Source organism: Plantactinospora sp. WMMB782 (genome assembly GCF_049179135.1).
Classification (GTDB): Bacteria; Actinomycetota; Actinomycetes; order Mycobacteriales; family Micromonosporaceae; genus Plantactinospora.
Genome location: NZ_JBMHMC010000007.1, coordinates 1,590,674 through 1,617,149 on the forward strand (window position 1 = coordinate 1,590,674; position 26,476 = coordinate 1,617,149).

General features: G+C 71.0%; 31 protein-coding genes and 1 tRNA gene. 15 read left to right on the forward strand and 17 right to left on the reverse strand.

The window, feature by feature from the left end; translation table 11 throughout:
* Entirely contained in the window at positions 1–447 is a 447-nt protein-coding gene (locus ACN28A_RS09125; RefSeq protein WP_421394063.1) for an HIT family protein, read from the forward strand.
* Positions 440–964 (forward strand): hypothetical protein, encoded by a 525-nt coding sequence (locus ACN28A_RS09130; protein WP_421394065.1) that lies wholly within the window; start codon positions 440–442, stop codon positions 962–964. Before ACN28A_RS09125 ends, ACN28A_RS09130 begins: the two co-directional genes overlap by 8 nt.
* 54 nt (positions 965–1,018) lie before the next feature.
* On the opposite strand, the gene ACN28A_RS09135 is transcribed toward ACN28A_RS09130, so the two are convergent.
* Together ACN28A_RS09135 and ACN28A_RS09140 are read right to left on the reverse strand one after the other, a co-directional pair.
* Positions 1,019–1,732 (reverse strand): HAD family hydrolase, encoded by a 714-nt coding sequence (locus ACN28A_RS09135; RefSeq protein WP_421394068.1) that lies wholly within the window; start codon positions 1,730–1,732, stop codon positions 1,019–1,021.
* Positions 1,729–2,595 (reverse strand): GntR family transcriptional regulator, encoded by an 867-nt coding sequence (locus ACN28A_RS09140; protein ID WP_421394071.1) that lies wholly within the window; start codon positions 2,593–2,595, stop codon positions 1,729–1,731. Before ACN28A_RS09140 ends, ACN28A_RS09135 begins: the two co-directional genes overlap by 4 nt.
* Before the next feature lie 130 nt (positions 2,596–2,725).
* Between ACN28A_RS09140 and ACN28A_RS09145 the strand changes: the two genes are divergently transcribed.
* From ACN28A_RS09145 to ACN28A_RS09195, 11 genes are all read left to right on the forward strand, one after another.
* Positions 2,726–2,971 carry a DUF6284 family protein gene (locus tag ACN28A_RS09145; protein WP_421394074.1) on the forward strand — a complete coding sequence of 82 codons (246 nt, stop codon included), beginning with the start codon at positions 2,726–2,728 and terminating at the stop codon, positions 2,969–2,971.
* Positions 2,971–3,726 carry a hypothetical protein gene (locus ACN28A_RS09150; RefSeq protein ID WP_421394075.1) on the forward strand — a complete coding sequence of 252 codons (756 nt, stop codon included), beginning with the start codon at positions 2,971–2,973 and terminating at the stop codon, positions 3,724–3,726. The genes ACN28A_RS09145 and ACN28A_RS09150 overlap by 1 nt, the downstream gene beginning before the upstream one ends.
* Before the next feature lie 91 nt (positions 3,727–3,817).
* Entirely contained in the window at positions 3,818–4,261 is a 444-nt protein-coding gene (locus ACN28A_RS09155) for a DUF3307 domain-containing protein (RefSeq protein ID WP_421394078.1), read from the forward strand.
* A 17-nt stretch (positions 4,262–4,278) separates the two neighbouring features.
* Positions 4,279–6,411 (forward strand): cell division protein FtsK, encoded by a 2,133-nt coding sequence (locus ACN28A_RS09160; RefSeq protein ID WP_421394080.1) that lies wholly within the window; start codon positions 4,279–4,281, stop codon positions 6,409–6,411.
* Positions 6,412–6,546: 135 nt separating this feature from the next.
* Entirely contained in the window at positions 6,547–6,819 is a 273-nt protein-coding gene (locus tag ACN28A_RS09165) for a hypothetical protein (RefSeq protein ID WP_421394082.1), read from the forward strand.
* Positions 6,819–7,163 carry a hypothetical protein gene (locus tag ACN28A_RS09170; RefSeq protein ID WP_421394084.1) on the forward strand — a complete coding sequence of 115 codons (345 nt, stop codon included), beginning with the start codon at positions 6,819–6,821 and terminating at the stop codon, positions 7,161–7,163. The genes ACN28A_RS09165 and ACN28A_RS09170 overlap by 1 nt, the downstream gene beginning before the upstream one ends.
* Positions 7,163–7,990 carry a phosphoadenosine phosphosulfate reductase gene (locus ACN28A_RS09175; RefSeq protein WP_421394085.1) on the forward strand — a complete coding sequence of 276 codons (828 nt, stop codon included), beginning with the start codon at positions 7,163–7,165 and terminating at the stop codon, positions 7,988–7,990. The genes ACN28A_RS09170 and ACN28A_RS09175 overlap by 1 nt, the downstream gene beginning before the upstream one ends.
* Positions 7,987–9,162: a bifunctional DNA primase/polymerase gene (locus tag ACN28A_RS09180; RefSeq protein WP_421394087.1), complete on the forward strand. Its 1,176-nt coding sequence runs from the start codon at positions 7,987–7,989 to the stop codon at positions 9,160–9,162. Before ACN28A_RS09175 ends, ACN28A_RS09180 begins: the two co-directional genes overlap by 4 nt.
* Positions 9,159–10,259, forward strand: a complete 1,101-nt coding sequence (locus tag ACN28A_RS09185) for an AAA family ATPase (protein ID WP_421394089.1) — start codon at positions 9,159–9,161, stop codon at positions 10,257–10,259. Before ACN28A_RS09180 ends, ACN28A_RS09185 begins: the two co-directional genes overlap by 4 nt.
* Before the next feature lie 232 nt (positions 10,260–10,491).
* Positions 10,492–10,680, forward strand: a complete 189-nt coding sequence (locus tag ACN28A_RS09190) for a helix-turn-helix transcriptional regulator (protein ID WP_097322800.1) — start codon at positions 10,492–10,494, stop codon at positions 10,678–10,680.
* Positions 10,677–12,092: a tyrosine-type recombinase/integrase gene (locus ACN28A_RS09195; RefSeq protein WP_421394092.1), complete on the forward strand. Its 1,416-nt coding sequence runs from the start codon at positions 10,677–10,679 to the stop codon at positions 12,090–12,092. The genes ACN28A_RS09190 and ACN28A_RS09195 overlap by 4 nt, the downstream gene beginning before the upstream one ends.
* A 119-nt stretch (positions 12,093–12,211) precedes the next feature.
* Here the strand turns inward: ACN28A_RS09195 and ACN28A_RS09200 are convergent.
* Positions 12,212–12,295, reverse strand: a tRNA-Tyr gene (locus ACN28A_RS09200).
* A 144-nt stretch (positions 12,296–12,439) separates the two neighbouring features.
* On the opposite strand from ACN28A_RS09200, the gene ACN28A_RS09205 reads away from it, so the two are divergent.
* Positions 12,440–12,934, forward strand: a complete 495-nt coding sequence (locus ACN28A_RS09205; RefSeq protein ID WP_278064316.1) for a YajQ family cyclic di-GMP-binding protein — start codon at positions 12,440–12,442, stop codon at positions 12,932–12,934.
* 79 nt (positions 12,935–13,013) lie between these two features.
* On the opposite strand, the gene ACN28A_RS09210 is transcribed toward ACN28A_RS09205, so the two are convergent.
* The 14 genes from ACN28A_RS09210 to ACN28A_RS09275 form a co-directional block, all read right to left on the reverse strand.
* Positions 13,014–13,640: a hypothetical protein gene (locus ACN28A_RS09210; RefSeq protein ID WP_421394094.1), complete on the reverse strand. Its 627-nt coding sequence runs from the start codon at positions 13,638–13,640 to the stop codon at positions 13,014–13,016.
* Positions 13,630–13,833 (reverse strand): hypothetical protein, encoded by a 204-nt coding sequence (locus ACN28A_RS09215; RefSeq protein ID WP_421394095.1) that lies wholly within the window; start codon positions 13,831–13,833, stop codon positions 13,630–13,632. The genes ACN28A_RS09210 and ACN28A_RS09215 overlap by 11 nt, the downstream gene beginning before the upstream one ends.
* Positions 13,834–14,126: 293 nt before the next feature.
* Positions 14,127–14,387, reverse strand: a complete 261-nt coding sequence (locus tag ACN28A_RS09220) for a hypothetical protein (RefSeq protein ID WP_421394096.1) — start codon at positions 14,385–14,387, stop codon at positions 14,127–14,129.
* Positions 14,384–14,641 (reverse strand): hypothetical protein, encoded by a 258-nt coding sequence (locus ACN28A_RS09225; RefSeq protein ID WP_421394098.1) that lies wholly within the window; start codon positions 14,639–14,641, stop codon positions 14,384–14,386. The genes ACN28A_RS09220 and ACN28A_RS09225 overlap by 4 nt, the downstream gene beginning before the upstream one ends.
* Complete coding sequence (locus ACN28A_RS09230; protein WP_421394100.1) at positions 14,635–14,811, reverse strand: hypothetical protein; 177 nt, start codon at positions 14,809–14,811, stop codon at positions 14,635–14,637. Before ACN28A_RS09230 ends, ACN28A_RS09225 begins: the two co-directional genes overlap by 7 nt.
* Before the next feature lie 208 nt (positions 14,812–15,019).
* The gene (locus tag ACN28A_RS09235) at positions 15,020–16,201 is read right to left on the reverse strand and encodes a helix-turn-helix domain-containing protein (protein WP_421394103.1); all 1,182 of its coding nucleotides are present in this window, start codon (positions 16,199–16,201) and stop codon (positions 15,020–15,022) included.
* A 131-nt stretch (positions 16,202–16,332) separates the two neighbouring features.
* Positions 16,333–17,598, reverse strand: a complete 1,266-nt coding sequence (locus ACN28A_RS09240) for an MFS transporter (protein ID WP_421394105.1) — start codon at positions 17,596–17,598, stop codon at positions 16,333–16,335.
* Between the two features lie 258 nt (positions 17,599–17,856).
* Positions 17,857–18,741, reverse strand: a complete 885-nt coding sequence (htpX, locus tag ACN28A_RS09245; protein WP_421394107.1) for a zinc metalloprotease HtpX — start codon at positions 18,739–18,741, stop codon at positions 17,857–17,859.
* A gap of 168 nt (positions 18,742–18,909) precedes the next feature.
* On the reverse strand, positions 18,910–20,514 hold the full coding sequence (locus ACN28A_RS09250) for an NADH-quinone oxidoreductase subunit N (protein WP_421394109.1): 1,605 nt from the start codon (positions 20,512–20,514) through the stop codon (positions 18,910–18,912).
* A gap of 28 nt (positions 20,515–20,542) precedes the next feature.
* Positions 20,543–22,081, reverse strand: a complete 1,539-nt coding sequence (locus ACN28A_RS09255; protein WP_421394111.1) for a complex I subunit 4 family protein — start codon at positions 22,079–22,081, stop codon at positions 20,543–20,545.
* Complete coding sequence (locus tag ACN28A_RS09260) at positions 22,078–24,081, reverse strand: NADH-quinone oxidoreductase subunit L (RefSeq protein WP_421394112.1); 2,004 nt, start codon at positions 24,079–24,081, stop codon at positions 22,078–22,080. Before ACN28A_RS09260 ends, ACN28A_RS09255 begins: the two co-directional genes overlap by 4 nt.
* Positions 24,078–24,554 (reverse strand): NADH-quinone oxidoreductase subunit NuoK, encoded by a 477-nt coding sequence (gene nuoK, locus ACN28A_RS09265; protein WP_421394114.1) that lies wholly within the window; start codon positions 24,552–24,554, stop codon positions 24,078–24,080. The genes ACN28A_RS09260 and nuoK overlap by 4 nt, the downstream gene beginning before the upstream one ends.
* The gene (locus tag ACN28A_RS09270) at positions 24,551–25,054 is read right to left on the reverse strand and encodes an NADH-quinone oxidoreductase subunit J (protein ID WP_421394116.1); all 504 of its coding nucleotides are present in this window, start codon (positions 25,052–25,054) and stop codon (positions 24,551–24,553) included. The genes nuoK and ACN28A_RS09270 overlap by 4 nt, the downstream gene beginning before the upstream one ends.
* A complete protein-coding gene (locus ACN28A_RS09275; protein ID WP_421404258.1) occupies positions 25,051–25,617 on the reverse strand; it encodes a NuoI/complex I 23 kDa subunit family protein in 567 nt (188 codons plus the stop codon). The genes ACN28A_RS09270 and ACN28A_RS09275 overlap by 4 nt, the downstream gene beginning before the upstream one ends.
* Positions 25,618–25,805: 188 nt before the next feature.
* On the opposite strand from ACN28A_RS09275, the gene ACN28A_RS09280 reads away from it, so the two are divergent.
* A complete protein-coding gene (locus ACN28A_RS09280; RefSeq protein WP_421394117.1) occupies positions 25,806–26,378 on the forward strand; it encodes a Uma2 family endonuclease in 573 nt (190 codons plus the stop codon).
* Positions 26,379–26,476 lie beyond the last annotated feature (98 nt).

Genomic DNA, 26,476 nt, shown 5'->3' on the forward strand with positions numbered 1-26,476 from the left:
ATGGCTAGCCAGTCGGACTGCCCCTTCTGTGAAATTGTCGGACGGGAGGATCCAGATGCACGAGAAGTTTTTCGTGACGACAACGTTGTTGCATTCTTCCCGACGGAGCCTGCCACTCTCGGACACACCCTCTTAGTGCCGCGCAGTCACATAGAAGATATTTGGACCCTAGACGATCGTACGGCTACAAACCTTGCAAGCGCCACATTAATGCTGGCTAACGCCATCAGGCGGGCGATCAAGCCTGATGGACTGAATGTCATCCAATCCAATGGCGAGGCCGCTACGCAGACCGTACCGCACCTTCATATTCACCTCGTCCCGCGTTGGCGTGATGATCGTTTTGGCCGGATATGGCCACCCGAGACAGATTACTCAGACTTCGAAAAAGACGAAGCCTGGGAACGCCTAAGATCGGCAGTTCGAAACTCGGGGCGACATGGCTGAGGAGTTGCCAGATCCGACGCCCGATGATCGTCGAAAGCACTTGGACTATATCCAGGCCGTTGTAACGCGGATGTCCGCCGCTTCCTCTTCCGCTAAAAGCTGGCTCCTACCTGTGGTCACGGCAACCTATGGTTACGCGCTTACAAAGAATGTGGAGTCGCTGGCGCTTTTAGGCATGGCTGCGGTTTTTCTGTTTTCGATACTGGACGCCAATTACCTGCGGCAAGAAAAAGCGTACCGAAGGCTTTACGGCATAGTCGCTTCTGATGCGCAGGTGGTGCCGCTATTCTCTCTGGATGCGTCGAGGACTTTTTTCGCTGCCCTCGACAACTCAGCGAAGGTTCCGGATGGGGATGGCGCGTCGCTAGCCGAGAAGAAGATAGGGCGTTGGCGCAGAGTTCGAAAATGGATCGGTCAATGGCTCCCCGAGCCTCAGGTATGGCTGTCGTGGTCGATAGCACCATTCTATGGTGGGCTTCTCGGGGTAGGGCTAGTCATCTATCTTTCGAGCAAGTAGCTAGGCGATGCGACAGCCACTCGCCACCCTTGCTGTCCCCGCCGTTTCAGCAGGTCAGTCCCACTCGGGGGACAGCGGGGACACGGGGGACACCGGGGACAGCACCTCGGCAATGTCTCCCATCGACGTCACTACGATGTCGGCGGCAGTGAAAGCGTCGACCTTCCACGCCCTGTTCGCGTAGCCGATCACGGCGACCCCGGCAGCGCGGGCCGCTTCGATATCGGAGAGCGAGTCGCCGACCAGCGTGCAGCGAGCCGGCACGACGCCGAGGGCGTGCACCGCATTAAGGACTGGGCCGGGGTTCGGCTTCATCCGCCTCGGGTCCGCGTACGCCCGACCGATGATCGGCGTGACGTACGGGGCGAGATCGTGGGCCGTCAGGTACGCCTCGATCGCCGCCGCCGAGTTGTTGCTCACGACGGCGACCGGCACGCCACGCGCATGTGCACCGAGGATCACCTCACGCCCGAATGGTGTAGGCGCCGCGACACGGGCAGCCTGCATCTCGGCCGCACATAGCGCTTCCTCGACTGCTGCCGTCAGGTCGCGCGAGCACGTCTCGCCGGCCCATCGCAGTACGGCAAGAGGGTCTCCCTCGCGGCGCACTTCCGGCGGTGTGGCGACGCCCTCGACATCGAGCAGTGCGACCAGCTCGGCCGCGACGCGCGGCGCGGGGTACCCCGAAAAGATCGAGCAGACGGGCCCGTCGAAGTCCAGGAGCAACGGTCCGTCACCCACGAGGTCGGCAAGCGTCGGCCCGCTCACGAGCGGTACTCGCGCGCGACGCTATTCCAGACTGAGTCGAACCAGAGACGCGCGGACTCGACGAACTGAGTGCCGTGCGATGCCTCGTCTTCGTCAACGGCGTAGTGGAACAGGGTCGCATCCCTGCCCATCAGGTCAAAGATCTCGACCGGCTCTCGGTCGATGGTCACCTCGCGCTTGACCGCCGGGTAGAAGCCGAAGAACGCCTCTCGCCCGTTGAGCATGTAGAGCTTGAAGGTCGGCGCGATGCTGTGCGTTCGAACCTCCACCGTCGCGGATTTCACGAGGCCGAGGTCGGCGAGTTCCTGCACCTGGTCGATGATCCCGTCAGCGGCCCGCCGGGTGATGCGTTCTGCCCGCTTCCGGACAGCGGGATCGTCGGCGCCGGTCGCGGCGAGTGCCGGTAACGCCATCGGCACAGCCATGTCTGAGATCATCAAGCGCACAGTGATCGTCTCGGGGGCGGAGCGGCCAGCGCGCACCATATCGAGCGCCTCGGCGATCGCGTCCCGCAGCGTCTCGCCGGAGAACCCAGCGAAGTCGATCGCCACGTGCGTGTGCTCAAATGCCGCCTCCACCAGCGGGCGAAGCTCGACTGGCCGCTGTGTCTGCGCGCGGACGAACGCCCCGCTGCCCTGCCTGGTCACGATCAAGCGTTCATTGCGCAGCACCTCAAGCGCCCGCTTGATCGTCTCGCGGGCGACGCCGTACCGGTTCGCAAGTTCGGGCTGTGACGGCAGCTTGTCCCCCGGCGCCAGCTTCCGGGTCAAGATCGCGGCGCGCAGCATGTTCGCAATCTGCTGCGACGCCTGTCGAGGGTCATCGGGATCCAGGTCACCAAGGAATTCCAGGTTCGCGGCCACGCGCTGACTTTACCTCTGACTAGCCAAGTGAGGAAAGTTCTCGCTCAGAGCTTGACTTGACTAGCCATGACGGCCTAGCGTCAGGGCATCGGACCTGACTAGCCAGGTTCCCCAACTTCGGAGGTTGGTTGTGCGCAAGCACCCGCTCCCGCCCGGCGAACCGACGTCGGCGGATTTGGCTGCGATCGAGGCCGAATGGCCCCTAATCGAGGCCGAGTTGTCTGTGTTGGACGCCGAGATCGCCCTGATCAACGCCGCCGACCACGGCGGCCCGTCGCCGCTGGACTGGCGGCGGCTGCGCCGGGCCGAGGCCCGCGTGACCCGCGTCGCCGCCGAGCTGGCCGCCCGCCCCGCCGTTCTGAAGGCGGTGGCGTGATGCGCAAGCCGACCATCACCGGCCGTGGTTGGGCCTACATCGGTGCCACCCTCGGCGGCACGGTCTCGATCGCCGCGAACGTCGCGCACTCCTACGTTCCGCCCGCCGACGCCCCGGCCGGCTGGACGCCGCAGACCGGCGCGGTCATCGGCTCGGTTTTCTGGCCGGTCGCCTTGTTCGTCGCTACCGAGATCCTGGCGCGTGTTGCTTGGCCGACCGGCCGCCGCTGGACCGCACTGCGCTTTCTGGGCTTGCTGCCCGTCGCGTTGGTCGCCGCGATCGTGTCGTACAAGCACGGTTCCGGCCTGCTGCGGTTCTACGGCGAAGACGTCATCACCGCGCACCTTGGCCCGCTCGCTGTTGACGGCCTGATGGTCATGGCCTCGGCTGCTCTGCTGGCCACCGCGCAGCGCACCAAGGCGCTCGCCGAGCACACCGTGCCGGCCGAATCGCCCACCCCGGCCGCCGAGGTGGCCACGCCACAACCGGTCGCCGTACCGGTGATCGCCGACCAGCCCGCACCGGCTCCCGTGGTCAAGAAGACGCCTGCCAAGCGCGTCACGCCGCGTCCCGCGTCGGCGGAAAAGGTCGCCAAGGTCGCCGCGAAGATGCCCGACGCGCCGGTCTCGCAGATCGCCGCCAAGGCCGGTGTCTCGGTCTCGACCGCGCGGCGCCACCTCGCCGCCCTGCGCGTCACCGATGCGTCACCATCTGCCCCGGTACCTGCGGAAACGCCCGCTCTCGCCGCCGCCTAGCTCCGCCCGGTGACGCGGCCACCCGCCGCCAAGCAAGCGCCGCGTCACCGGCCCTCCCGTCAGCCATCAGACCTCAGGAGAGGCATCCATCATGACTGCCGCGTTCGCCGCTGTCTTCGTCGCCCTGTTCGTCGCCCACCAGGTCGCCGACCACTGGATCCAGACCCAGCACCAGGCCGACTGCAAGGGCCGCCCCGGCTGGCCCGGCCGCCTCGCCTGCGCCGCGCACGTCGCCACCTACACGCTGACCGCGCTGGTCGCCCTCGCCGCCCTGGCGCTGTCGACCGACCTGGACGTCAGCCCCGGCAAGGTCGCCGCCGGACTCGCGATCTCCGCCGTCACGCACTACATCGCCGACCGGCGTACCCCGCTCAAGCGCCTAGCCGAGCTGACCGGCTCCGCGAGGTTTTACGCCCTCGGCTGCCCTCGGCCCGGCCGCGATGACAACCCGTCGCTCGGCACCGGTTCGTACGCCCTCGATCAGTCCTTTCACTACCTGTTCCTGTTCGTCGCCGCCCTCGTGATCGCCGCCTGAGACCGGAGGACAACACCGTGAACACGCCCAACCCGAACCCCGAGAACTTCGACTGGACCGCCGCCGAGGCCGACGTCGCCGAGGTGGTCGACCTGGACGCCGAGCGGACCCGCCGGGCCGCCGACGCGGGCACGCACTTCGAGGTGAACCTGGACGAGACCCCGCAGCGCGGCGGGATGCCGGTCGAGCTGCCGCCGGTCGACGCGTCCGGCAAGCGGCCGATCGTGCCGGCCAACTGGTCGACGTGGCCGAACATCCGGCACAGCCTCGCGCAGGCCGCCGCGCTGACCGGCTACCGCGCCGGTTTCCACGCCGTCCGCGCGCCCTGGTACGCCACCCTCGCCACGTTCTGGGCCGGGGTAGGCGTGTTCCGGCTGATCGGCCGCCAGCTCAAGTGGTGGTGGGTGTCGGAGCAGTACGGGCTGCGGCAGGCCGCCGCCGACGCCAACGACCCCGGCATGTGGCTCAAGCTGCACCGTGAGGTCAAGGCCACCCGGATGTGGCGCGGTATCGTGCTCGCCGCCGAGGCCGTCGCGGTGTGCGTCGGCGGCCCGGTGCTCTACGCCGTCGCCCCGGTGTGGGCGCTGGTGCTCGCCGTCTGCCTGCTGGTCGCGTTCCTGGCCCACATCGGCCGTCCCGAGGACCGGCGCATCATCACCCCGGCCACCGTCTCGGGCCGCTTCCGCCGGGTGAACCCGGACATCATCCTGCGGGCCTACTACGCCGCTGGTCTCGGGCACCCGGACAAGGCGCACCAGCAGATCGGGTTCGGCTCGACCATGGCCCGCGACGCCTCGGGCACCGGTTCTCAGGTGTCGATCGACCTGCCGTACGGCAAGACGTTCGACGACGCGGTCAAGGCGCGCGGCGCGATCGCCTCGGGCCTGGACGTCGCGGTCTCGCAGGTGTTCATCACCCGCGACCCCAGCTCGCACCGGCGCCACACGCTGTGGGTCGCCGACCGCGACCCGCTCGCCCAGGGTGCGGGCCGGACGCCGCTGCTGCGGTGCAAGCCGACCGACATCTGGCAGCCCGCCCCGTTCGGGCTGGACGAGCGCGGCAACAAGGTGAGCGTCGACCTGATGTGGAACAGCATCCTGATCGGCGCTCAGCCCCGGCAGGGCAAGACGTTCGCCGCCCGCTCGCTGGCCCTGTACGCCGCGCTGGACCCGTACGTGAAGCTGACCGTCCTGGACGGCGGCGGCAAGCCAGACTGGCGCAAGTTCGCGCTGGTCGCCGACCGGTACGCGTTCGGCCTGGCGATGACCCGCGACGGCGACCCCGCCGAGATCGCGCTCGAAGCGCTGCGCGAGATCAAGGCCGACGTGCAGGACCGCTACGAGCGGCTGTCCAAGCTGCCGGTCGACATCTGCCCCGAGGGCAAGCTGACCCGCGAGATCGCCCGTGACCCGAAGTACCGGATGCCGGTGCGGCTGGTGGTCCTGGACGAGTTCCAGGAGTACTTCGACCTCGGCGACATCAGCAAGGAGATCGCGTCGCTGCTGGTCTACCTGGTCAAGGTCGCCCCGGCGGCCGGTGTCGGGTTCGTCGACGCCACCCAGCGGCCCAGCGGGGTCGGCGGCGGGCAGGTCGCTACGCAGTTCATCAGCTTCCGCGACAACCACCAGGTGCGGTTCTCCCTGCGTACCGGCTCGTGGAACGTCTCCGACCTGGTCCTCGGCGCGGGGGCGAACTCCGAGGGCTACGACTCGTCGACGCTGCTGCCCAGCTACAAGGGCGTCGGCATCCTGCGCGGCGCGTCGGACGCCACCCCGACGGTTCGTACGTACCTCGCCGACGCCGACGACGCGGAGAAGATCCTGATCGCCGCCCGGAAGCTGCGCGAGGCGGCCGGCACGCTGTCCGGCATGGCGGCCGGGGAGGACGTCGCCCGCGAGATCCGCGACGTGCTCGCCGACGTCCGCAGCGTGATCGAGCGCGGCGAGACCGGCGCGCAGTGGGAAGAGATCGCCGCCCGCCTCGCCGACCGGCTGCCCGAGGCGTACGCGGACGTGACCGCCGAGTCGGTCTCGGCTCAGGTCCGGTCGTTCGGTGTACGCAGCGTAGACGTCAAGCGCTCCGGCAAGGCCCTCAAGGGAGCCAAGGCCGACGACATCGACGCCGCGATCGCCCGCCGCAAGGCCGCCTAGCCGGTCGCGGCCCGCCCGCGACCGGTCGCGCCACCGCGACTCAACCCGCGACCGGCCTGGTCAGCGCAGACATTGACCGGTCGCGGGTTGCGCCGCCAGCCCTTCACGCCCAAAAACGCCCTCTGGAGGCCCACTGTGCCTGCCCTCGCCGCGACCGCGACCCCTGAAACCACCATGATCGGCATACTGATCCTCGCCGCGATGATCGCCACTCTCTGTTACGCCGTCGGATGCTGGCTCTGGCCGTTCGGAGCCTGCCGCAAGTGCTCCGGCACCGGCAAGCGCCGTAGCCCGTTCGGCCGCGCGTTCGGCCTCTGCCGCCGCTGCCACGGCGACGGCCGCCGCCTGCGCATCGGCCGCCGCATCATCAACACCCTGCGCGAGTTGCACGACAAGGGCACGCGCTGATGGCCGCCCGGACCATGGCCCGGTTCACCCGGACCGCAACGCCACACACCGACTGGTGCACCCGCGATCACCGCTGCGGCGTAACCCTGCACCAGGCCCCCGACATCATCGCCGACGGGCCGCTCGGCGGCCGGGCCGTCATCACCCGCGTCCGCGCCGCCGACGTCGACTACGCCGAGATCCGCATCCGCGTCCCACTCAGCCGGACCGAGGACACCGCCCGGCGGCAACTCCGCCTCGCGCTGCACCTGTGCCGCGAGCTGCTGGCCGCCATCGCCGCCATCCGGCCCGCCGCCCTGCCCGGCCGGGCCGAGCGGCCCGCGATCGACCGGAGGACTACCTGATGACCGACGCGACGAAAGCCCTCCGTGCCTTTTCCTACGGTGGCGGTGTCCAGTCCACAGCCGCGTTGGTGCTGGCCGCGACCGGCAGGATCGACTTCCCGGTGTTCCTGTTCGCCAACGTAGGAGAGGACTCCGAAGACCCCGGCACCCTCGACTACCTGCGCCGGTACGCGATGCCATACGCCGCGCTGAACGGCATCCAGCTTCACGAGCTGCACCGAATCCGCCGGGACGGCAGCACTGAGACCCTGTACGGGCGACTGACGCGGCCCGGCTCACGGTCGCTGCCGATCCCGGTACGGATGTCCAATGGCAAGCCGGGCACTCGCTCGTGCACTGCCGACTTCAAAATCAAGGTCGTCGGCAAGTGGCTCAAGACCCGCGGCGCGAACGCCGAAAACCCTGCCACTGTCGGTATCGGCATCAGCCTCGATGAGATCGAGCGGGTCAACAACCGCCGAGCCGAGCCGTACGAGCGGCCCGTGTACCCGCTGCTGGATCACCGGCCGCCGCTGCGCCGATACGACTGTGAGCGGATCATCCGGGCCGCCGGGCTGCCAGTTCCGCCGAAGAGCGCGTGCTGGTTCTGCCCATTCCGGCGGCCCTCGACATGGGCGGAGACTCGCCGCGACCGGCCGGAGGTCTTCGCGCGGGCTTGCGCGCTGGAAGACCTGCTCAACGAGCGCCGCCAGATGCTCGGCAAGGACCCGGTGTACCTCACCCGGTTCAACCGGCCCCTCGCTGAGGCCGTTGCCGAAGCTCAGGACATGTTGCCGGGTCTGTTCGACGACGAACCGCTCTGCGACAACGGGGCCTGTTTCACATGACCAGCGGCCATTGGATCGGCGCGAGCAAGGCCCTCGGCCGCCTCGTGCGGGCTGACCTGCCGTACCCGCACATCTGCGGCCGGCCCGTCGACGCCGAGGACACCATGTCCGGCCTGCCGTTCAAGGTCGCCCGGTGGGAGAAGGCCCGCTACTGCGCCGCGTGCGCCAACGACAAGCACCTCAAGACCCAGCCGTCCACACCCGACATTCGGAGGCCGATCGCCATGCCCGACACCGCGACCCTGCGCAAAACGGCTCTCGCCGCCGCCGCGCGCGGCTGGCACGTCTTCCCCCTGCGACCCGACGACAAGCGACCCGCGTTCCCCGACCACCTCGCCGACGCCTGCACCGGCCGAGACCCGCGCTGCCGCAACGGACACACCGGCTGGGAGGCCCGCGCCACCACCGACCCCGACCGGATCCGGCGCGGCTGGTCCGAGACCCCGTACGGCGTCGGCATCGCCTGCGGCCCGTCCGGGCTAGTCGTCGTCGACCTGGACCGGCGCAAGCCCGACCAGGTCCCGCCGCCCGGCTGCTCGCACCCGGCCGCAACGTGCGGCGTCGACGTGTTCGCCGCGCTGTGCGAGGCCGCCGGACAGCCGGTACCCGACGACACCTACGCCGTGACCACGGGCCGGGGCGGCTCGCACCTGTACTTCCGGCACCCGGCCGCCGGGCCGGCACTGCGCAACACGGCCGGAGAGCGCGGCAATGGCCTCGGCTGGCTGGTCGACACCCGCGCCCACGGTGGCTACGTCGTCGCGGCCGGGAGCGCCGTCGTGGGCCGCCCGTACACCGTCGCCCGCGACCTGCCGGTCGCCGACCTGCCCGGCTGGCTCGCCGAACGCCTCGCTCCCGCGCCGCTGCCTCCGCAACGGCCGGTCGTCGTCGACCTGCCGTCCGAGCGGGCCAGTGCCTACCTGGACGCCGCGATCGGGCGCCAGCTCGACCACCTGCGGCACGCCGCCGAGGGCGAGCGCAACCACACGCTCTACGTCTCCGCAGTCGCCCTCGGCCAGCTCGCCGCCGGGGGAGCGCTGCCCGTCGGCCAGGCCGCCGCGCTGCTCGAAGAGGCCGCGCTGTCCATCGGCCTGTCCCGCTTCGAGACGCTGCGCACGATCCGCTCCGGCCTCGCCGCCGGTGCCCGTCGCCCCCGGACGGTGGCCGCGTGAGCGCCGTGCCGGCCGACCGGCCCGGCCGCTCGCACCTGCACGTCGCCGGGCCGGACGACGCCGCCGAGGTCTTGTCGGCTGAACAGGCGCGGCCTGCTCGGATCCGCACGTCGTGGACTGCCGCCGACATCATGGCGATGGAGTTCGCCCCGCCGAAGTGGGCCGTGCCCGGTGTGCTGTCCGAGGGCGTCAATCTGCTCTGCGGCCCGCCCAAGGTCGGCAAGTCGTGGATGTCGCTCGGCCTCGGCGTCGACGTCGCCCTCGGCAGCAAGGCGTTCGGCTCGATCCCGGTCGAGCGCGGCCCGGTGCTGTACCTCGCCCTGGAGGACACCGCCCGCCGCCTGCAAAACCGCCTCGGCAAGGTCCTCGGCCAGCGCAAGGCCCCGGCCGGTCTCACCCTGGCCACCGAGTGCCCGCCGCTGCCGCAGGGCGGCGACCAGGCCATCGCCGCGTGGCTCGACCGCAACCCGTCCGCGCGCATGGTCATCATCGACGTGTTCGCCAAGCTGCGCGGCAACTCCGCCCCCGGCGCGTCCGCCTACGACGCCGACTACGCCGCCGTCGGGCGGGCGAAGAAGGTCGCCGACGACTACGGCGTCGCGTTCGTCCTGGTCCATCACGTGCGCAAGGCCGGATCCGACGACTTCCTCACCGAGGTCTCGGGGACCAACGGCCTCGCCGGGGCCGCCGACGCCACCCTCGTACTCAAGCGGGCGCGTAACCAGGGCGACGGCGTGCTACACGTGACCGGCCGCGACGTCGACGAAAACGAGTATGCCCTGACGTTCGACCCGGCCGCCGGGGCGTGGCAGATGCTCGACGGCCCGGCCGAGGACCACCAGGTCGGCGAGACTCGCGCGACGATCCTGCGGTTCCTGCGGACCACCCCGGGCAGCCCGCCCAAGGTCATCTCCGACGGGGTCGGCCTCGCCTACGACAACGTCAAGCGCACCTGTCAGCGGATGCTCGCCGACGGGCAACTCGCCGCCGACACCGGCGGCCGGTACCGAGTCCCCGGTGTCCCCCCTGTCCCCCAACCCGCCCTGATCAGCGAAAACAAGGGGGACACCTCGGGGACAGCCGGAGTCTGGCCGTGACCCCCTCGAACATGCTGAAACAGGGAGCTATGAGGCTGTTTCAGCACAGAGCCATACAAAAGACACCAGGACGCCCGAGATCTTGGCTCAGCGTGGCTCTCAGCGGGCTGCTGTACGGCTCTCTGTCGACGCGGCCCGCCCACGTGAGTCGAAACGCAACCCGCACGCGAACGCCCCTCTCCGCGCGACTCAGCGCACCCGCCCCGCACTTGCCTAGGGAGGCCGGAACCCGATGGCACGCAACTTCCTGACTCTTGCCGACTTCCTCGCCGAGCTGGACGTACCGAAGTCGACCTTCTTCCGCTGGAAGGCACTCGGCGAGGCACCCCGCACCTACAAGCTGCCGAACGGGCAGCTCCGCATCCGTCGCACCGACTTCGACGCATGGCTGTCGAGCCGTGAGGAGCCGCAAGCCGCATGAGCACCTTCGATGTTCGCGTCCACAGCGTGTTGGTCAACAAGCTCGCCAAGGGAACCTCCTACACCGTCCGGTGGGTCGTCGCCGGGAAGCCGTACCGGGACACGTTCGCCACTCGGGCGCTGGCCGACAGCTTCCGGTCGAAGCTGGTCGTCGCCCAGCGGGAGGGCGTCGCGTTCGACGAAACGTGTGGCCTGCCCGAGCCGATGGCCCGCGCCCGCAACGCCCGCTCGTGGTATGACCACGCGATCGCCTACGTCGACGTCAAATGGCCACGAGCCTCGGCCAAGCACCGCAAGGGCATCGCCGAGGCACTGGCCACCGTCACCCCGGCGCTGCTGTCGACCAGTAGGGGAGCGCCGGACGAGAAGGCCATTCGCGCCGCGCTCTACGGCTGGTCGTTCAACAAGACTCGCCGGGACGCCGGAGACCCGCCGGCCGAACTGGCGACCGCCGTCCGGTGGCTGGAGTCGAACACGGTCGACCTGACCGCCCTGACCGACGCCGCCCTCATCAGAAAGGCCCTCGACACCATCGCACTCCGCATGAAGGACGGCGGGGCAGCATCCGCGAGCACCATCGCCCGGAAGCGCGCGATCTTCTCCGGTGCCCTCAAGTACGCGGTTGAGCTGCGGCTACTGGAGGTCCATCCGCTGTCGCTCGTGAGCTGGGTCGCCCCGAAGCATGATGATGAGGTGGACCGCAAGGCGGTGGTCAACCCGGCGCAAGCTCGGGCGCTACTTGCCGCCGTCGCCAACCGCACGCCCGAGCTGGTGGCGTTCTTCGGATGCATGTACTACGCCGCGTTGCGCCCCGAGGAAGTGCTGAACCTCCGGGAAGACGAGTACGAGCGGCCCAAGGTCAAGGGCGGGTGGGGCGTCCTTCACCTCACCGGCTCGACCATCGCGGTCGGGCGCGGGTGGGGCGACGAAGACGGCACGATCGAGCGACGCGGACTCAAGCACCGGGCGAAGAGCGCGACGCGGCCGGTGCCCGCGCCGCCGCCGCTCTGCGGCCTGCTCGACCGCCACATCGCCGAGTACAAGCCCGCGCCCGACGGCCGACTGTTCGTCACCCGGCGCGGCCCCGGTGGTCGATACGTGCCGACGGCGGGCCAGCCCATCCCGAGCAACTCCTATGGCAAGGCGTGGCGTGACGCCCGCGAGGCCACCCTCACACCGGTGCAGCTCCGGTCTCCGCTGGCGAAGCGTCCGTACGACCTGCGGCACGCCGCCGTGTCGCTCTGGCTGAACGCGGGCGTCCCGGCGCCCCAGGTCGCCGAGTGGGCCGGGCACAGCGTTCACGTCCTCATGCGGGTGTATGCGAAGTGCATCTACGGCCAGGACGAGGCATCCCGCAGGAGGATCGAGGCGGCCCTCGCCACGCCGGGAACGCCCGACCAGGCCGCCGCCTGATCGCCGACACGTATACGACACGACCAGTGAGATCGAGCGGTCCCGAGTGAGACTCAGTGGGACTAACGAGAGAAGCCCCTCACCACTGTTTCAGCTGGTGAGGGGCTTCTTTTCGCACCTGGTGGCGGGTAGAGGATTCGAACCTCTGTAGCTTTCGCGACGGATTTACAGTCCGCTCCCATTGGCCGCTCGGGCAACCCGCCAGGGCGTGCCGCCACGCCGAACGCGGCAGCGGAAGCAAGGATAGCGGTTACATCGGGCCACCGCGCAACCGGGTACCGTCGGCATGTCGTACCGCCGCGCGGCGGCCCCGTACACCACATGTCGTCCACAGCAGGAGCGAACTCATGGCAGCCAACCCGTCGTTCGACATCGTCAGCAAGGTCGACCGGCAGGAGATCGACAACGCCCTCCGGCAGACCGAGAAGGAGCTCTCCACCCGCTTCGACTTCCGGGGCACCGGCGCCGACATCTCGTGGTCGGGCGAGGAGGGGGTCAGCCTCCAGGCCGAGACGGAGGAGCGGGTCAAGGCGGCCCTGGAGGTCTTCAAGGAGAAACTGGTCAAGCGGAACATCTCGCTCAAGTCCCTGGACGCCGGGGAGGTGCGGCCGTCGGGCAAGGTCCACAAGATCGACTGCAAGATCATCCAGGGCATCGACTCCGACAAGGCCAAGGCGATCAGCAAGAAGATCCGCGACGAGGGGCCCAAGGGCGTACAGGCGCAGATCCAGGGCGACCAACTCCGGGTGACCGGCAAGAAGAAGGACGACCTCCAGACCGTGATCTCCCTGCTCAAGAGCGAGGACTTCGGCGTCGCCCTCCAGTTCACCAACTACCGCTGAGACTGGTCACTCCCGAGCCCTGACCAGGGCGGGAGTCCACCCTCTCGCGGCGGGCACGACGCGGCCCCGCCCACCCCTGTCACGGGATGGCCGGGGCCGCTTCGTCGTCAGCAACCTTCCGACCGGTCTCTTGCTCGTAGTCGTTCGTCCAGGTCCGGTAGAGGATGTGCGGGCCCTCGCAGATATCTAGTTGAGCTGCCCAGTCCGGGTACCGAGGCCTGACTCCGAGCCCGATCAGGTTCCTTATCACGGACTCCAGCGTGGTCCGCCCGGTCAGCATGTGTTGCTTGTTACTCAAGACCGCGTCTGGTCTGAGCTGCGACGAGCCAAGGTGGATGTGTGGCCGCCTCTCGTGCGACAGCCCGATTGGGTGCCAGTGATAGTCAACGACGGCCGCTCCGTCCGGTTTACGGACTGAGTAGTCGTAGCCGAGGGTGGTGCACCGGTAAGGACCGTACCCTTCCCGGCGATCCTCGATGATCTGGTAGAACATCCGGGCGCGAAACTCCAGGTCGTCCTCCCCGCGTAGGAGGAGGTACCCGTCGTTCTCGCCCTGCGGACCCGTCAGGTGCAGGTTGTGTTTCCGATCAAGCAGGGCCGTGCCGCCCGGGGAAGTGGCGACCTTGGGCCAGGTCACACACTTCAGCGCGTCCGCCAGGGGAGTAACGAACGCGCTGAAGGCTTCGTATGGGGTTCTACCCGGCATCGGGCAGCAGCATGGCTACCTGCGTGACCTTCGGGTCGTCGTTGTCGCGGTACTCCCCTGCGTACCACCGTCGGGCGAACTCTTCGAGATCCATGCCGAGCAGCCTGGCGCACTCGGAGCGGATGTAGTCGTGCTCTTCTTCCTCGGTCATCTCGACGACTTCGATGTCGCGAGAATCGCTGGCCGTAATCACGTCACTACCCCCCTCTCGCCTGTCATCACAGTACCCAGAGCGAGCGACGTTCTCGCATCGGGTGACAGGACTACTTCGTGTCCTACGCGCAGAACATCGTCGTTCCGTGGTCCCTTCCGTCGACGAGCGTGATCGTCTTCGTGCGGGTCCTTCCCACCCGGCCTGCCAACCACTGGCTGTGGCTTCCAGTTTGAGGTGGCGTTGTCAAAGGACAGCATGCCCGGATCGTTGTCCCAGATCCCGGAGCATCGGCGTGCCTGTGGATAACCACTCGCCCTGTGGACAGGTCCTATTCACGCGCTCGATGTGATACGTGCGAGCCTCGGCAGGTCCGCTACCCGGCGCAGCCCGGCCACCTGCACGTAGACGTCACGCCGCTGAATCGCCTCGCCGCTCAGGTCCAGCACATGGCCGGTCAGCCAGCACCAGCCGTAGTACGTTGGTCGAGGATCCAGCCGCACGACCCGCATCAGCAACGCCCGGTCCCCCGCGAACTGGACCGAGGCCCGGCCGTCGATCCGGACCAGATGCCCGACCTGCGGCAGCGCCGTCATCGGTTCCAGCGCTCCAAGGCCACGCGTACGTCCCCGGCCGTGACCGCCGCCGGCAGCGTCCCGCCGAGCAACACCCGGACGGCGTGCTCCCGGCGGTGCACCTCGACCGCCCAGGCCCAGAGCGGGCAGCCGTCCGGCCCGCACCGGTCACACTCCCGCAGCGCGTGCGTGCCGAGGACAAGACGGGCGAAGGCGCAGTCGACCGGTACCGGCCACCGGACCGTCAGCCAGCGCCGCACCATCCGGATCAGCACAGCCGGACCAGCCCGGACCGCATTCCGGCCGGGCCGGAGTCGACCCGGCGACGGACCGCCGCGAGCAGCACCACGCACCCGCCCCGGGGCGCACACTCCGCGCACCGGCCGCCGCCAGCGTGCGCCTCGAAGATCTGCCCGTCCGCCTGGTGTCGTTCGGAGTTGGTCATCGTCCACACCTCCTTCGGCCGTGGCGCCCCGGATCCCCGATCACGGAGCGCCACTCTCCACCTGTGTCGGCGCCGGCCGGGCCAACCCAGGGAGAAGGCAGGCCCGACCGGCCGGACGCGCGGCTCGACGAACGAAGGGACTTTGCTCGAACCGCACATCCGTGACAGGAACGCTACGGAGAGCAGTCGCAGCGCGTATTACCGGCGGTTATGCGTGAACTTCGATGCCGAAGCGGCGTGCCAGCACACGTAGATCCTCCGAGACGGACCGACGTTGTGCGCGGCGGACCATCGCCACCACGGAATCGCGGGCTATCGGATTCATCGCGAACAGTGCGGGCGCGACCCGCTCGGCCCGGATGAATGCCACCAGCGCCTCCCGGTCGGTGCGCCCCGAGGCTGCCAGGGCCCGACCGAGGTCCAACCAGTACGACTGGTGCCGGATCGTCGCCTTCAACGTCTCCGGGCGCACCGTGCGGGCGAGCTCGATCACCCGCCCGTGCTCGCCCGACTCGGCCGCGATCGACATCTGCCACAGCCCGACGTTGGTCGGACCGAATCCGCATTCGTTGAAGCCCATGCCGTCGTTCGGGTCACCGAGACTTGCCGCCTCCCGGCTGGCCTCGGCCAGGTGGGAGCGGGCGTCGTCCTGCCTGCCGGCAACGGCCGACGTGAACGCGGCGGCCAGGTGGAGTTGGCCGAGAATTTGCCGGACGTCCTGGGCGGCAGCGGTCGACTGGAGATCGCCGAGGGCGCGGTCGGCGACCCGGGCAGCGAGTTCGGGCGCCTCCATCGGCAGAGACTGGGTGCAGGCGAACCGGGTCGCGCCGATCCAGGCGGGCGACTCGGCCTCCTGCGCTGCTGTGACGGCAACCTTCGCCGCCGTTCGCGCCAGATGCCGATAGCCGATGTGCCGCAAACACGCCGAAGCCTGGTAGGCGACCCGGGCGAGCACCGTCCCGCCGTATGCGGCGGCATCCAGCAACAGCCCTGGTAGCAGCGGTGCCATGGCAGCGTAGTCAGCGCGGAGTCGGAGGCCGGCGCTCTGTTCGATCGCGGCGGTCAATTCGTCGACCTCGCGGCCCGGCGCCCGCCGCTCGCCTTCCTCGATCTCGATCAGGGCCGCCCAGATCGCCGGTACGGCGTCGGCAGCACCCGCCTTGGCCGGGTCGGTGGGATCACCCGGCTGGTCGAGCAGGTCCGCGACGGTCACCTGGAGCGCGGCGGCGATGCCGACAAGGGTCGATCGCCGGTCGACCACCCTCCGCCCGGCCTCCACCTGCGAGATGTAGGACTGCGAGACGCCGGCCAGCCCGGCCAGGACCGTCTGGGTCATGCCGCCCCGCCGCAGGCGCCAGTAGCGGATCCGCGCACCGATGCTGTCGGCCATCTCGATCTCCCAGGGCAGGCTGGGCGGACGTGACCGCTGACCTCGGCCACCATTCCGGACGGTAGCACCCGAAGCGACCCGGTTCGATGTTCGACAGCGGTCACTTCGTGAACGGCACCGCTGACACCCGGTTACCCCTCGGTGGCGAGTGCCTGTTCCAGACGTACCTCTGCCAGGGCTTCGGCGCGGGCGATCGAGCCGGTGGGCAGCGCCGCGACCACCGCGGCGGCTGCCACCGCCGCGCCGGCGAAGACGAAGGCCCACGGTACGCCGACCTGGTCGGCGAGTACCCCGGCCACCGCGCCGCCGGCCGCGCTTGCCGCCACCGCCACGGTGACCACCCAGGTGTACGCCTCGTTCAGCATGCTGACCGGGGCGATCCGGCCGACCATCGTGTTCTCCACGGTCAGCGCGGGGGCGATGGTGGCCCCGCCGACGACCAGGGCCACGCCCAGCGCGATCGGGTTCGGCATCACCGCGAAGACCGCGAAGGTGGCCGCGAGCAGGCCGAGGAGCTGCGCGAACTGCCGGGCTGCGTTCCGGGCCGGTTTGCGGGTGCCGAACCAGAGGCCGCCGATCGCGCTGCCGGTCCCCCAGGTGGCCAGCAGTACCCCCGCCACGCTCTCCGCGTCGACCGGGTCGTGCGCGGAGGCGTACGCCGGCACGGCCACCCCGGCGGCGCCGAACGCGATGCCGAGCCCGGCCACGCAGAACAGCAGGGCCGGGAAGCCGCCGACCCGCAGCGGGCCGAGTCCCTTGGCGTGGCTGCCTCGCGGGTGCGGCCGCCAGCCGCGCATCACCCGGCCGAGTGCCACGGTCAGGGTGCCGGCCAGGGTCACCACGGCGGCTCCGAGCAGCGCCGCCCCGGCGTCGGCGACCAGCACGAACCCGGCGACCAGCAGCGGGCCGAGCACGAAGACCAGCTCGAAGAGCGTGGTCTCGGCGGCGAGCGCGGTGTTGCGCAGGGCGTACCGGCCGGAGGCGGGGTCGGTGAGGTCGTTCCAGGCGCCCCGGATGGCGGCGGTCAGTGGCGGGAAGGTCGCGCCGGCCACCGCCGAGGCAGCGAAGATCACTGCGAGCGCGTCCGAGCCGGCGCGGCTGGCCAGCAGCAGCCCGACCAGGGCCACCGGGTGCGCCACGCCGGTGAGCAGCAGCACCGGGCTCGGTCCGACCCGGTCGGCGATCCGGCCGGCGATCGGGCTGACCGCGGCACCGGCGAGCGCGTAGACACCACCGGCCACTGCCGCCAGGGCGTACCGGCCGGTGACCTGCTGGACGACCATCAGCAGGGCCAGCGGGGTCATCCCGATGCCGAGCCGACCGACGATGCCGGCGACGAAGATCATCGGTGCGCCGGGGATGCGCCACACGCCCAGGTACTGCCGCAGCGCGGTCACGGTTCCGTTCTCCTCAGGTCGTCGAAGACACCCCTCGCATCTCGACACGACCGTCGGACGTAACGAGTGGATGACCTTCCGACCCTAACGTGACCGGGCCTGGCGGTTGTACCGGATTTGCCCGACGTCACTTCCCCGGCCCGACGCACGGCACCGGAGGCGGCGACACGCTCCCGGAGACGACGACGGCCCCGGCTCCCGCTGGAACGGGAACCGGGGCCCGCCGGTCACTACTGCTCGCTACGGGACTTACCAGGATCAGCGCTGGAACTGCACCGGGCCGACGTTGGTGGCCGCCATCTGCTCCAGGCGGCGTACCCGCTCCTCCATCCTGGGGTGGGTGGAGAAGAGGTTCGCCACGCCGCCACCCTTGAACGGGTTGTCGATCATCAGGTGGGCGGTGGTGGTCAGCCGGTTGTCGGCCGGCAGCGGCAGTGCCTTGGTGCCAGCGTGGATCTTGCGGAGCGCGCTGGCCAGCGCCAGCGGGTCGCGGGTGAGCGCGGCACCCGAGGCGTCCGCCTGGAACTCCCGGTTACGGCTGATGGCGAGCTGGATCAGGGTGGCCGCGATCGGGCCGAGGATGATCGTCAGCAGCAGTACGGCCGGGTTCGGCGCGTCCTCGTCGTCCCCGCCGCCGAGCGGGATGAACCAGGCGATGTTTACCAGCATGGTGATGATGCCGGCCAGGCCGGCGGCCACGCTGGAGATCAGGATGTCCCGGTTGTAGACGTGGGACAGCTCGTGTCCGATCACGCCCCGCAGCTCCCGGTAGTCCAGGATCCGCGTGATGCCCTGGGTCACGGCGACCGCCGCGTTCTTCGGGTTACGCCCGGTCGCGAACGCGTTGGGCTGCATGGTCGGGCTCACGTACAACCGGGGCATCGGCTGCTTCGCCTCGGTCGCCAACTCCCGGACCATCTGGTAGAGCGCCGGGAACTCGGCCTCGGTGACCGGCTGGGCCCGCATCGAGCGGAGTGCGAGCTTGTCCGACCAGAAGTAGCTGGCGGCGTTCAGGGCCAGCGAGACGAAGACGGCGATCACCAGACCGCCGCTGCCGCCGAACCAGTAGCCGACGCCGAGGATCAGAGCGGTGAGCAGGCCAAGTAGCGCGGCTGTCTTGAGCCGGTTGTGATGGCTATGCACGATAACTCCTTCGGTGCGCGGGCCGGTGGACCCGCTGACCGGTACAACACCGGGATACCCTGCCCACAATCCGGATATGACTGAGAGTTGCCTGGGAAAGAGCCTCACCAGGGGCCGAACGCGACCGACGTCACACCGTGTGAGGCGACGTCACACGGAGGACCGACCTCACAGTGCGGCGACGTCCAGGATCAGTTGTGGGGCGAAGCCGACGACCACCGCGACGGCGGTGGCCAGGGCCAGTGCGGCGACAACCGCCCAGGCCGGTCGGGCCGGCTCGGCTGCCGGCACCGGGCTGCCGTCGGCGGGCGGGACCGGGGCGGCCGGATCGGCGGCGGCCGGCACGACGGGTGCGGCAGCCGCTCCGCCGGCCCGGTCGGCGGCCGGCTCCGGGGCGTAGAGGGTGGCGGCGACGCGTACGTAGTAGGCGAGTCCGACCACCGCGTTCAGCGCCACCACGACGGCGAGCCAGCCGGCCTCCCCGGCGAGCAGCGACCGCACAACAGTGATCTTGGCGAACAGCCCGGCCAGCCCCGGCGGCAACCCGGCCAGCCCGACCAGCGCGAACACGAACGCCGCCCCGACCCATGGCCGACGCCGGGCCGCACCCCGGTAGTCGGCGATCTCGCCGCCGTCGGCGGCCGCCGGCCGCAGCGCCACCACCGCCCCGAACGCGGCCAGCTCCAGCAGCACGAAGAAGACCGTGTACGCCACGGCGGCGGCGACCGCCGTGTCCACCGCCTCCGCGCTCCGCCCCGAGGCCAGCGCCAGCGCGCCGAGCGGGGCGAGGATGTAACCCGCCTGGGCCACCGACGACCAGGCCAGCAGCCGGACCATCCGCCGCTGCCGCAGCGCCACCAGGTTGCCGACGGTCATCGTCAGCACCGCCACCGTCGCCAGCACCGGGCCGGTCAGTTTCGCCGGCAGCGCGGCGGCGGTGACCGCGAGCAGCGCGACCACCCCGCCCAGCTTGGAGGCGGTCGACAGGTACGCCGCCACCGGCACCGGGGCGCCGTCGTAGGTGGTTGGCGCCCAGGCGTGGAACGGCACCGCCGCCACCTTGAAGGCCAGCCCGAGCACGACCAGGGCCACCGCGACCACGGCCAGCGGCAGGCTCAGCAGCGCCGGCCCGGTCGGGAAGTCGCCGCCGCCGAGCGCCACCGGCCGGTTCGCCTCGGCGGTGAAGACCGCGTCCAGCCGGCTCAGGTGCACCGCCCCGGTGACCGCGTAGAGCAGCGCCGCGCCGAGCAGGGTGACGGCGGTGGCGACCACGCTCACCACGAAGAAGGTGAGCGCCGCCTCGGCACCGGCGACACTGCGTTGCCGGAGCCCGACCAGCACGTAGAGCGGCAGGGTCAGGGTCTCCAGCGCCACGACCAGGGTGATCAGGTCGCCGGCCGCGCCGAGTACCACGCCGCCGGTCATCGAGCAGGCGAGCAGGAAGCAGTACTCCCCCGGCGGCACCTGGCCGGACCGGAGCAGCGGGACGGAGAGCGCCAACACCCCGAGGGTGAGCAGCGCGAAGAGGCAGCCGACGAGCGCCGCCCGGCCGTTCGCCAGATAGGAGCAGTCGGCACCGGCGCAGAACGTCCGGCGCGGTCCGGCGACGCCGACCAGCACCGCGCCGAGGGCGGTGGCGGCGGCCCCGGCCGCGAAGACGGCCACCGTCGCGCCGCGCCGGGCGACAAGCAGGTCCGCCAGCAGCACGAGTACGGCGGTGCCGGCCGCCAGGTACGCCGGCAGCAGCGCCACGTTGTCCACGGTCTGGATCACGACGCCCACCCGTCGGCCGAGGAACTGGTCATCGGATCGCCTCCAGCAGTGCCTCGACCGGCACCTCGGCGTAGCCGAGCACCAGGGTCGGGGCGAGCCCGAGCACCAGGGCGAGCAGCACCAGCGGCCCCCAGGCGGCCAGCTCCGCCCCGGCCAGTCCCGGCGTCAGCGTCAACACCCGCGGACTGGCCGGCCCGTGCGTGACCCGGCGCAGCAGCCGCAGCAGGTACGCCGCCGTCAGCGCCCCGCCGAGCGCGGCGAGCACGGCCAGGGTGGTCCAGAGTGGACCTCCCACCCGCCAGGCGGCCACCACCGCGAAGGCTTCGCCCCAGAAGCCGGCCAGGCCGGGCAGTCCGAGCGAGGCGACGGCGGCGAAGCCGAGCAGCCCGGCCAGTCGGGGGGTGCTCTCCCGCAGCCCGCCCAGCTCGGCCAGCGCCCCGGTGTGCGCCCGGTCCTTCACCGCCCCGGCCAGGAAGAACAGCAGGCCGGTGATGACGCCGTGCGCGATGTTGCCGATCAGCGCCGCCTGCAGGCCGGTGGCGGTGAGCGTGGCGATGCCGAGCAGCACGAACCCCATGTGCCCGACACTCGAATAGGCGATCAGCCGCTTCAGCTCGCTCTGCGCCAGGCAGACCAGCGAGCCGACGATTATCGCCGCCACCGCCAGCACCCCGAGCACCCCGGCGGCCGCCCGCGCCCCCTCCGGCGCCACCCCGACCGCCACCCGGATCAGCCCGTACGTGCCCATCTTCAGCAGTACGCCGGCCAGGATCACGCTGCCGACCGTCGGCGCGGCGGTGTGCGCGTCCGGCAGCCACGAGTGCAGCGGCCAGAGCGGACTCTTCACCGCGAACGCGATCGCCAGCAGCACGAACGCGCCGATCTGGGTGCCCCGGGACAGCCCGGTGCCGCCGGTCAGCTCGGTCAGGTCGGCGGTGCCGGCGGCGGTCACCACGGTGAAGACGCCGACAAGCAGCAGCACCGAGCCGAAGAGGGTGTAGAGGGCGAACTTCCGGGCCGCGTGCTGCCGGCCCTCGCCGCCCCAGACCGCGATGATCGCGTACATCGGCAGCAGGACGACCTCGAAGAAGAGGAAGAAGAGCACCAGGTCGAGGGCGAGGAAGGTGCCGAGGATGCCGACCTCGACCACCAGCAGCAGGGCGACGAGGCTGCGACCCCGGCCCGGCGCCGGCACCCGCCACCAGGTGTACGCGCAGCAGAGCAGCGTCAGCAGCGCGGTGAGCACCACGAGCGGGTAGGAGATCCCGTCGACGCCGAGCTGGAACCGCAGGTCGAGTCCGGGCACCCAGGCCAGGTCCACCTGGTGCCACGGCCAGACGGCCGGCGCCTCGGTCCCGGGTGCCGCGACCGGGGACGCGTCGTAGACCGCCCAGCTGTCGGTGGCGCCCAGCACGAGCAGTACGGCGAGCACCAGGGTCACCGCCGCGAAGGCCGTACCGGCGATCCGGGCGGCCCGGTCGAACCGCCCCGGCAGCACGGCGAGTACCGCCGCGCCGACCGCCGGCACCGCCAGCGTGGCCACCAGCCCCGTCCCGCCGAGGGTCATGCCACACCCCCGAGGGCCAGTACGGCGGCGAGGCCGAGCAGCAGGGCGCCGCCGAGTACCGCCACCACCGCCCGGGGCACTCCGGCCCGGTGCAGCGACTCCAGCCCGCCGCCGAGTCCGGCGGTCCCCCGGCCGGTCCGCTCGACCGCCCCGTCCACCAGCCCCTCGTCGGCGCGCCGGGCCAGCCGGCCGAGCGCCCGCACCGGGCGTACGACGAGGGCGTGCTGGACCTCGTCGAGCCAGAAGGCGCGGGCGAAGGCCGGGCGCAGCGGACCCAACGCGGTCGCCGGGTCGGCGGCCGGGTCGGCCCGCCAGCGCCACCAGGCGAGCGCCGCACCGGCGAGGAGCAGCGCCACCGGGACGACCACGAAACTGTCCAGGTGGGTCGCGTCCAGCGCCAGCGCGTCCCGGAACGGGGTGACGAAGACCGCCAGCCCGAGCACCGCGCTCGGCACCGCGAGCAGGACCACCGGCCAGCGCAGCAGTCCGGGCGGGTCGTGCGGCGGGCCGGCCGGGGTGTGCGCGGGCGAGCCGGCCGGCGCGTCGATCGCCGAGGATGCGCCCCGCTCGGCTGGCGACGAGTCCGAACGCGCCGGGCCGGGATGCGCGGCCGGGCTCGCCGCGCCGGCGTGCGCGGCCGTCGGGTCGACCGGGTGGGTCTGCGCCCGGGAGGTGCCGAGGAAGGTGCGCAGCAGCAGGCGGGTGGCGTACCAGGCGGTCAGCGCGACCCCGGCCAGCCCGGCCAGCCAGACCAGCCAGCCGACCCAGGCGGCGGTCGGGCCGGCGTGGTGCCGGGCCGCCCGCTCGGCGACGACCAGGATGCCGTCCTTGCTCCAGAAGCCGGCCAGCGGCGGCACCCCGGCCAGCGCGGCGAGCCCGATCGCGGTGCACCAGAAGGTCACCGGCATCGGCCGGCGCAGCCCGCCCATCGCCGACATCAGGTTGCTGCCTACGGCGTGGATCACCGCACCGGCGGCCAGGAAGAGCAGCGCCTTGAAGGCGGCATGGCTGAGCAGGTGGAAGAGTGCGGCCGGCGGCGAGCCGACCGCCAGCGCCCCGGCCATGTAGCCGAGCTGGGAGACCGTCGACCAGGCCAGCACCCGCTTGATGTCGTCCTGGGCGGTGGCGGCGAGCGCGCCGAGCAGCAGGGTTACCGCCGCCAGCACGCCGAGCACGGCGAGCGCGGCCGGCGCCCGCTCGAAGAGCGGAAAGAGCCGGGTCAGCACGTAGATCCCGGCGGCCACCATCGTCGCGGCGTGGATCAGCGCCGAGATCGGCGTCGGGCCGGCCATCGCGTCCGGCAGCCAGGTGTGCAGCGGGAACTGGGCGCTCTTCCCGGCCACCCCGGCGAGCAGCAGCAGGCAGGCGGCGGTGAGGGTGCCGGGGCCGAAGTCGTGGGCCAGCACGTCCGAGATCCGGAAGCTGCCGGCCCGCACGCCGAGGATCACGATGCCGAGCAGGAAGCCGACGTCGCCGACCCGGGTCACCAGGAACGCCTTCACGGCGGCGGCCGGCGCCTCCGGCAGCCGCCGGTCGTGGCCGATGAGCAGGTAGGAGCAGATGCCCATCACCTCCCAGCCGAGCAGCAGCATGACCAGGTCACCGGCGACCACCACCAGCAGCATCGCGGCGGTGAAGAGGCTGATCTGGGCGGCGTAGGGGGCGTACCGGTCGTCGTCGTGCAGGTAGCCGACCGAGTAGACCTGCACCGCCAGGGCCACCGCGGCGACCGCCACCGCGACCAGGGCGGCGGCCGGGTCCAGCCGCAGTGTGAGGGTGACCGACAGCCCGCCGAAGTCGACCCATCCGGTGCCCGCCTCGGCACCCCGGCCGTCGAGGGCGACGACCAGGCCGATCGCCGCCGCCAGCGCCACCGCCGCGCCGCCGATGCCGAGCCCCGCCGCACCGGCCCGGGACCGCTGCGGCAGCAGCAGCCCGACCAGGGCCAGTCCGAAGGGTACGGCCGGCAGCAGCCCGGCCAGCACCGTGGCGGCGTTCATCGGCCCGCCCCCGGTGCCGTCCCCGGCGCTGTCGGTCCCGTACCCGGCGCTGTCGGTTTCATCTCCGGGCCGGAGCCGATCCGGGCCGGAGCCGTCACGATGCCCTGCGGGCCGGCGTCCGGGGTGTGCGTGTCGAGGCGTACGTCGTCGACGGTCACCGTGCCGCGCAGCCGGTAGAGCTGGAGCACGATCGCCAGCCCCACCCCCACCTCGGCGGCGGCGATCACGATGACGAAGAGCGTGAACACCTGGCCGGTCAGCGGCAGCGGGGCGGCACCGTCGGCGCCCGGGGCGGGGTGGCCCAGCGCCCGGTGCAGCGGGGCGGCGTCGGCGGTGACCAGCAGCAGGTTCACCGCGTTCAGCATCAGCTCCACGGCCATCAGCACGAGTACGGCGTTGCGCCGCCGCAGTACGCCGTAGACGCCGGTGCCGAAGAGGAGGGCGGCGACGACGTACGGGATGGCGGGTCTCACCGGGGCCGCCCCGGCAGCCGTACGCTCACCGCGATCGCACCGACGAGTGCGGAGAGCAGCAGCACCGAGAGCACCTCGAACGGGAGCACCCAGGAGCGGAACAACTCGGTGCCGATCCGTTCGGCGGTGCCCGGGTCGGGCGGCTCCACGGTGGACCACCGGTACGCGTCGACGAGCAGGACGGCCAGACCCAGCCCGGTCCCGCCGCCGACCAGCGCGGCCGGCCAGCCGGGCCGGTCAAGGTCGTCGGCGGCGCCGATCGGTGCCCGGGTCAGCATCACCGCGAAGAGCAGCAGCACCACCACCGCACCCACGTAGATCAACAACTGCACCCAGGCGACCAGCTCGGCGGTGAGCACCAGGTAGAGCCCGGCGACCGCGCCCAGGCAGACCACCAGATAGAGGCCGGCCCGGACCAGGTGCCGGGTGGCGACCACGAGTACGCCGGAGCCGACCGCCACCGCCCCGAGGGCCAGCATCAGCACGTCGGCCGCGGTCACGGCGACTCCTCTTCCCGGCGGGCAGCGGCGGCGGGGCGGCCGGCGGGACGGGTGGTGGGGCGGGCGGCGGGCTTCCGCGCGGCGGACTCCTCCTTGGCCGGCTCGCCGTTCGGGTCGTGCGCGGGCGGCGGCGGCACGCTGCCCATCCATTCCCCGAGGTGCTCCTTGTCGTGCAGCAGGTCCCGGATGTCGTACTCGGCGTACTCGAACTCCGGTGACCAGTAGAGCGCGTCGAAGGGGCAGACCTCGATGCAGATGCCGCAGTACATGCAGAGCGAGAAGTCGATGTCGAAGCGGTCGAGCACGTTGCGCTGGCGCGGCCGGGCCGCACCGGGCATCGCCACCTCCTCCTTGTGGGAGTCGATGTAGATGCACCAGTCCGGGCACTCCCGGGCGCAGAGCATGCAGACCGTGCAGTTCTCCTCCAGCAGGGCGATCACGCCCCGGGACCGCGGCGGCAGCTCGGGGGCGACGTCCGGGTACTGCTGGGTGTGCGAGCGCCGCGTCATCGTCTTGAGGGTGACGGCAAGCCCCTTCGCCAACCCTTCACCTGGCATGCTCATGCCGGCACTCCGCTGGCGCTCCGTGCCGGCCTGAGACTCGTCGGCGCTGAGCCCCTTGATTCGCTCGCTGCGCTCGCTCATGCGCCTTATCCTGCCGTGTCGGCGGTTCCGGCGCGACCACCCCTGGCCAGTTGAGGCGGTACGGTGGCATCGGGTGACGTGAGCCCGCCATCCGCGAGAGGGATGCCATGACCGCGGCCTTGAACGATCCGTACCCGCCGAGCGGCGGGTGGACCACCGACGACCTCGACGCCATGCCCGACGACGGCCACCGCCGCGAGCTTCTCGACGGAGTTCTGATCATGTCGCCCTCCCCCACCGCGGCACACCAGTCGATCGCCTGGCGACTCGCCGCCGCACTGGACGAGGACTGCCCCGACCAGTACGACGTGACCCAGGCCGTCGAGGTGCGGCTCAGCCAGCGCCGGTCGTTCATCCCGGACGTGCTGGTCAGCACGGCCACCGCGGCGGCCCGCCGGACCTCCCGGTACGAGCCGCACGAGGTGGTACTCGCCGTCGAGATCGTCTCGGACAGTTCGGAGAGCATGGACCGGTTCACCAAGCCGGCCCTCTACGCCAAGGCCGGCATACCGTTCTACTGGCGGATCGAGACGAAGCACGGGCTGGTCGTGCACACCAACCGGCTGGACCCGGTGGAGGAGATCTACGTCGAGACGGGCCGGTGGACGAAGTTCGTCGACACCGGCGAGCCCTGGCCGATCAACCTGTCGATCAGCCGGCTGACCCCCCGGCACCTGTAACCATCCCGGATCGCCCGGGTCGCCCGGCCCGCATCGCCCCGGCGACGACGGACATCGCGGGTGGGGCGGGGGCCGCGAACGGCCGCACACTGCTGTCG

Bases quoted from the DNA above. Each gene is read 5' to 3' on its own strand.
- ACN28A_RS09190 (WP_097322800.1), top strand. From the start codon at position 10,492: ATGGCACGCAACTTCCTGACTCTTGCCGACTTCCTCGCCGAGCTGGAC.
- ACN28A_RS09125 (WP_421394063.1), top strand. From the start codon at position 1: ATGGCTAGCCAGTCGGACTGCCCCTTCTGTGAAATTGTCGGACGGGAG.
- ACN28A_RS09180 (WP_421394087.1), top strand. From the start codon at position 7,987: ATGACCAGCGGCCATTGGATCGGCGCGAGCAAGGCCCTCGGCCGCCTC.
- ACN28A_RS09205 (WP_278064316.1), top strand. From the start codon at position 12,440: ATGGCAGCCAACCCGTCGTTCGACATCGTCAGCAAGGTCGACCGGCAG.
- ACN28A_RS09155 (WP_421394078.1), top strand. From the start codon at position 3,818: ATGACTGCCGCGTTCGCCGCTGTCTTCGTCGCCCTGTTCGTCGCCCAC.
- ACN28A_RS09210 (WP_421394094.1), bottom strand. From the start codon at position 13,640: ATGCCGGGTAGAACCCCATACGAAGCCTTCAGCGCGTTCGTTACTCCC.
- ACN28A_RS09170 (WP_421394084.1), top strand. From the start codon at position 6,819: ATGGCCGCCCGGACCATGGCCCGGTTCACCCGGACCGCAACGCCACAC.
- ACN28A_RS09150 (WP_421394075.1), top strand. From the start codon at position 2,971: ATGCGCAAGCCGACCATCACCGGCCGTGGTTGGGCCTACATCGGTGCC.
- ACN28A_RS09235 (WP_421394103.1), bottom strand. From the start codon at position 16,201: ATGGCCGACAGCATCGGTGCGCGGATCCGCTACTGGCGCCTGCGGCGG.
- ACN28A_RS09130 (WP_421394065.1), top strand. From the start codon at position 440: ATGGCTGAGGAGTTGCCAGATCCGACGCCCGATGATCGTCGAAAGCAC.
- ACN28A_RS09280 (WP_421394117.1), top strand. From the start codon at position 25,806: ATGACCGCGGCCTTGAACGATCCGTACCCGCCGAGCGGCGGGTGGACC.
- ACN28A_RS09275 (WP_421404258.1), bottom strand. From the start codon at position 25,617: ATGAGCATGCCAGGTGAAGGGTTGGCGAAGGGGCTTGCCGTCACCCTC.
- ACN28A_RS09220 (WP_421394096.1), bottom strand. From the start codon at position 14,387: ATGACGGCGCTGCCGCAGGTCGGGCATCTGGTCCGGATCGACGGCCGG.
- ACN28A_RS09195 (WP_421394092.1), top strand. From the start codon at position 10,677: ATGAGCACCTTCGATGTTCGCGTCCACAGCGTGTTGGTCAACAAGCTC.
- ACN28A_RS09260 (WP_421394112.1), bottom strand. From the start codon at position 24,081: ATGAACGCCGCCACGGTGCTGGCCGGGCTGCTGCCGGCCGTACCCTTC.
- ACN28A_RS09255 (WP_421394111.1), bottom strand. From the start codon at position 22,081: ATGACCCTCGGCGGGACGGGGCTGGTGGCCACGCTGGCGGTGCCGGCG.
- ACN28A_RS09175 (WP_421394085.1), top strand. From the start codon at position 7,163: ATGACCGACGCGACGAAAGCCCTCCGTGCCTTTTCCTACGGTGGCGGT.
- ACN28A_RS09230 (WP_421394100.1), bottom strand. From the start codon at position 14,811: ATGACCAACTCCGAACGACACCAGGCGGACGGGCAGATCTTCGAGGCG.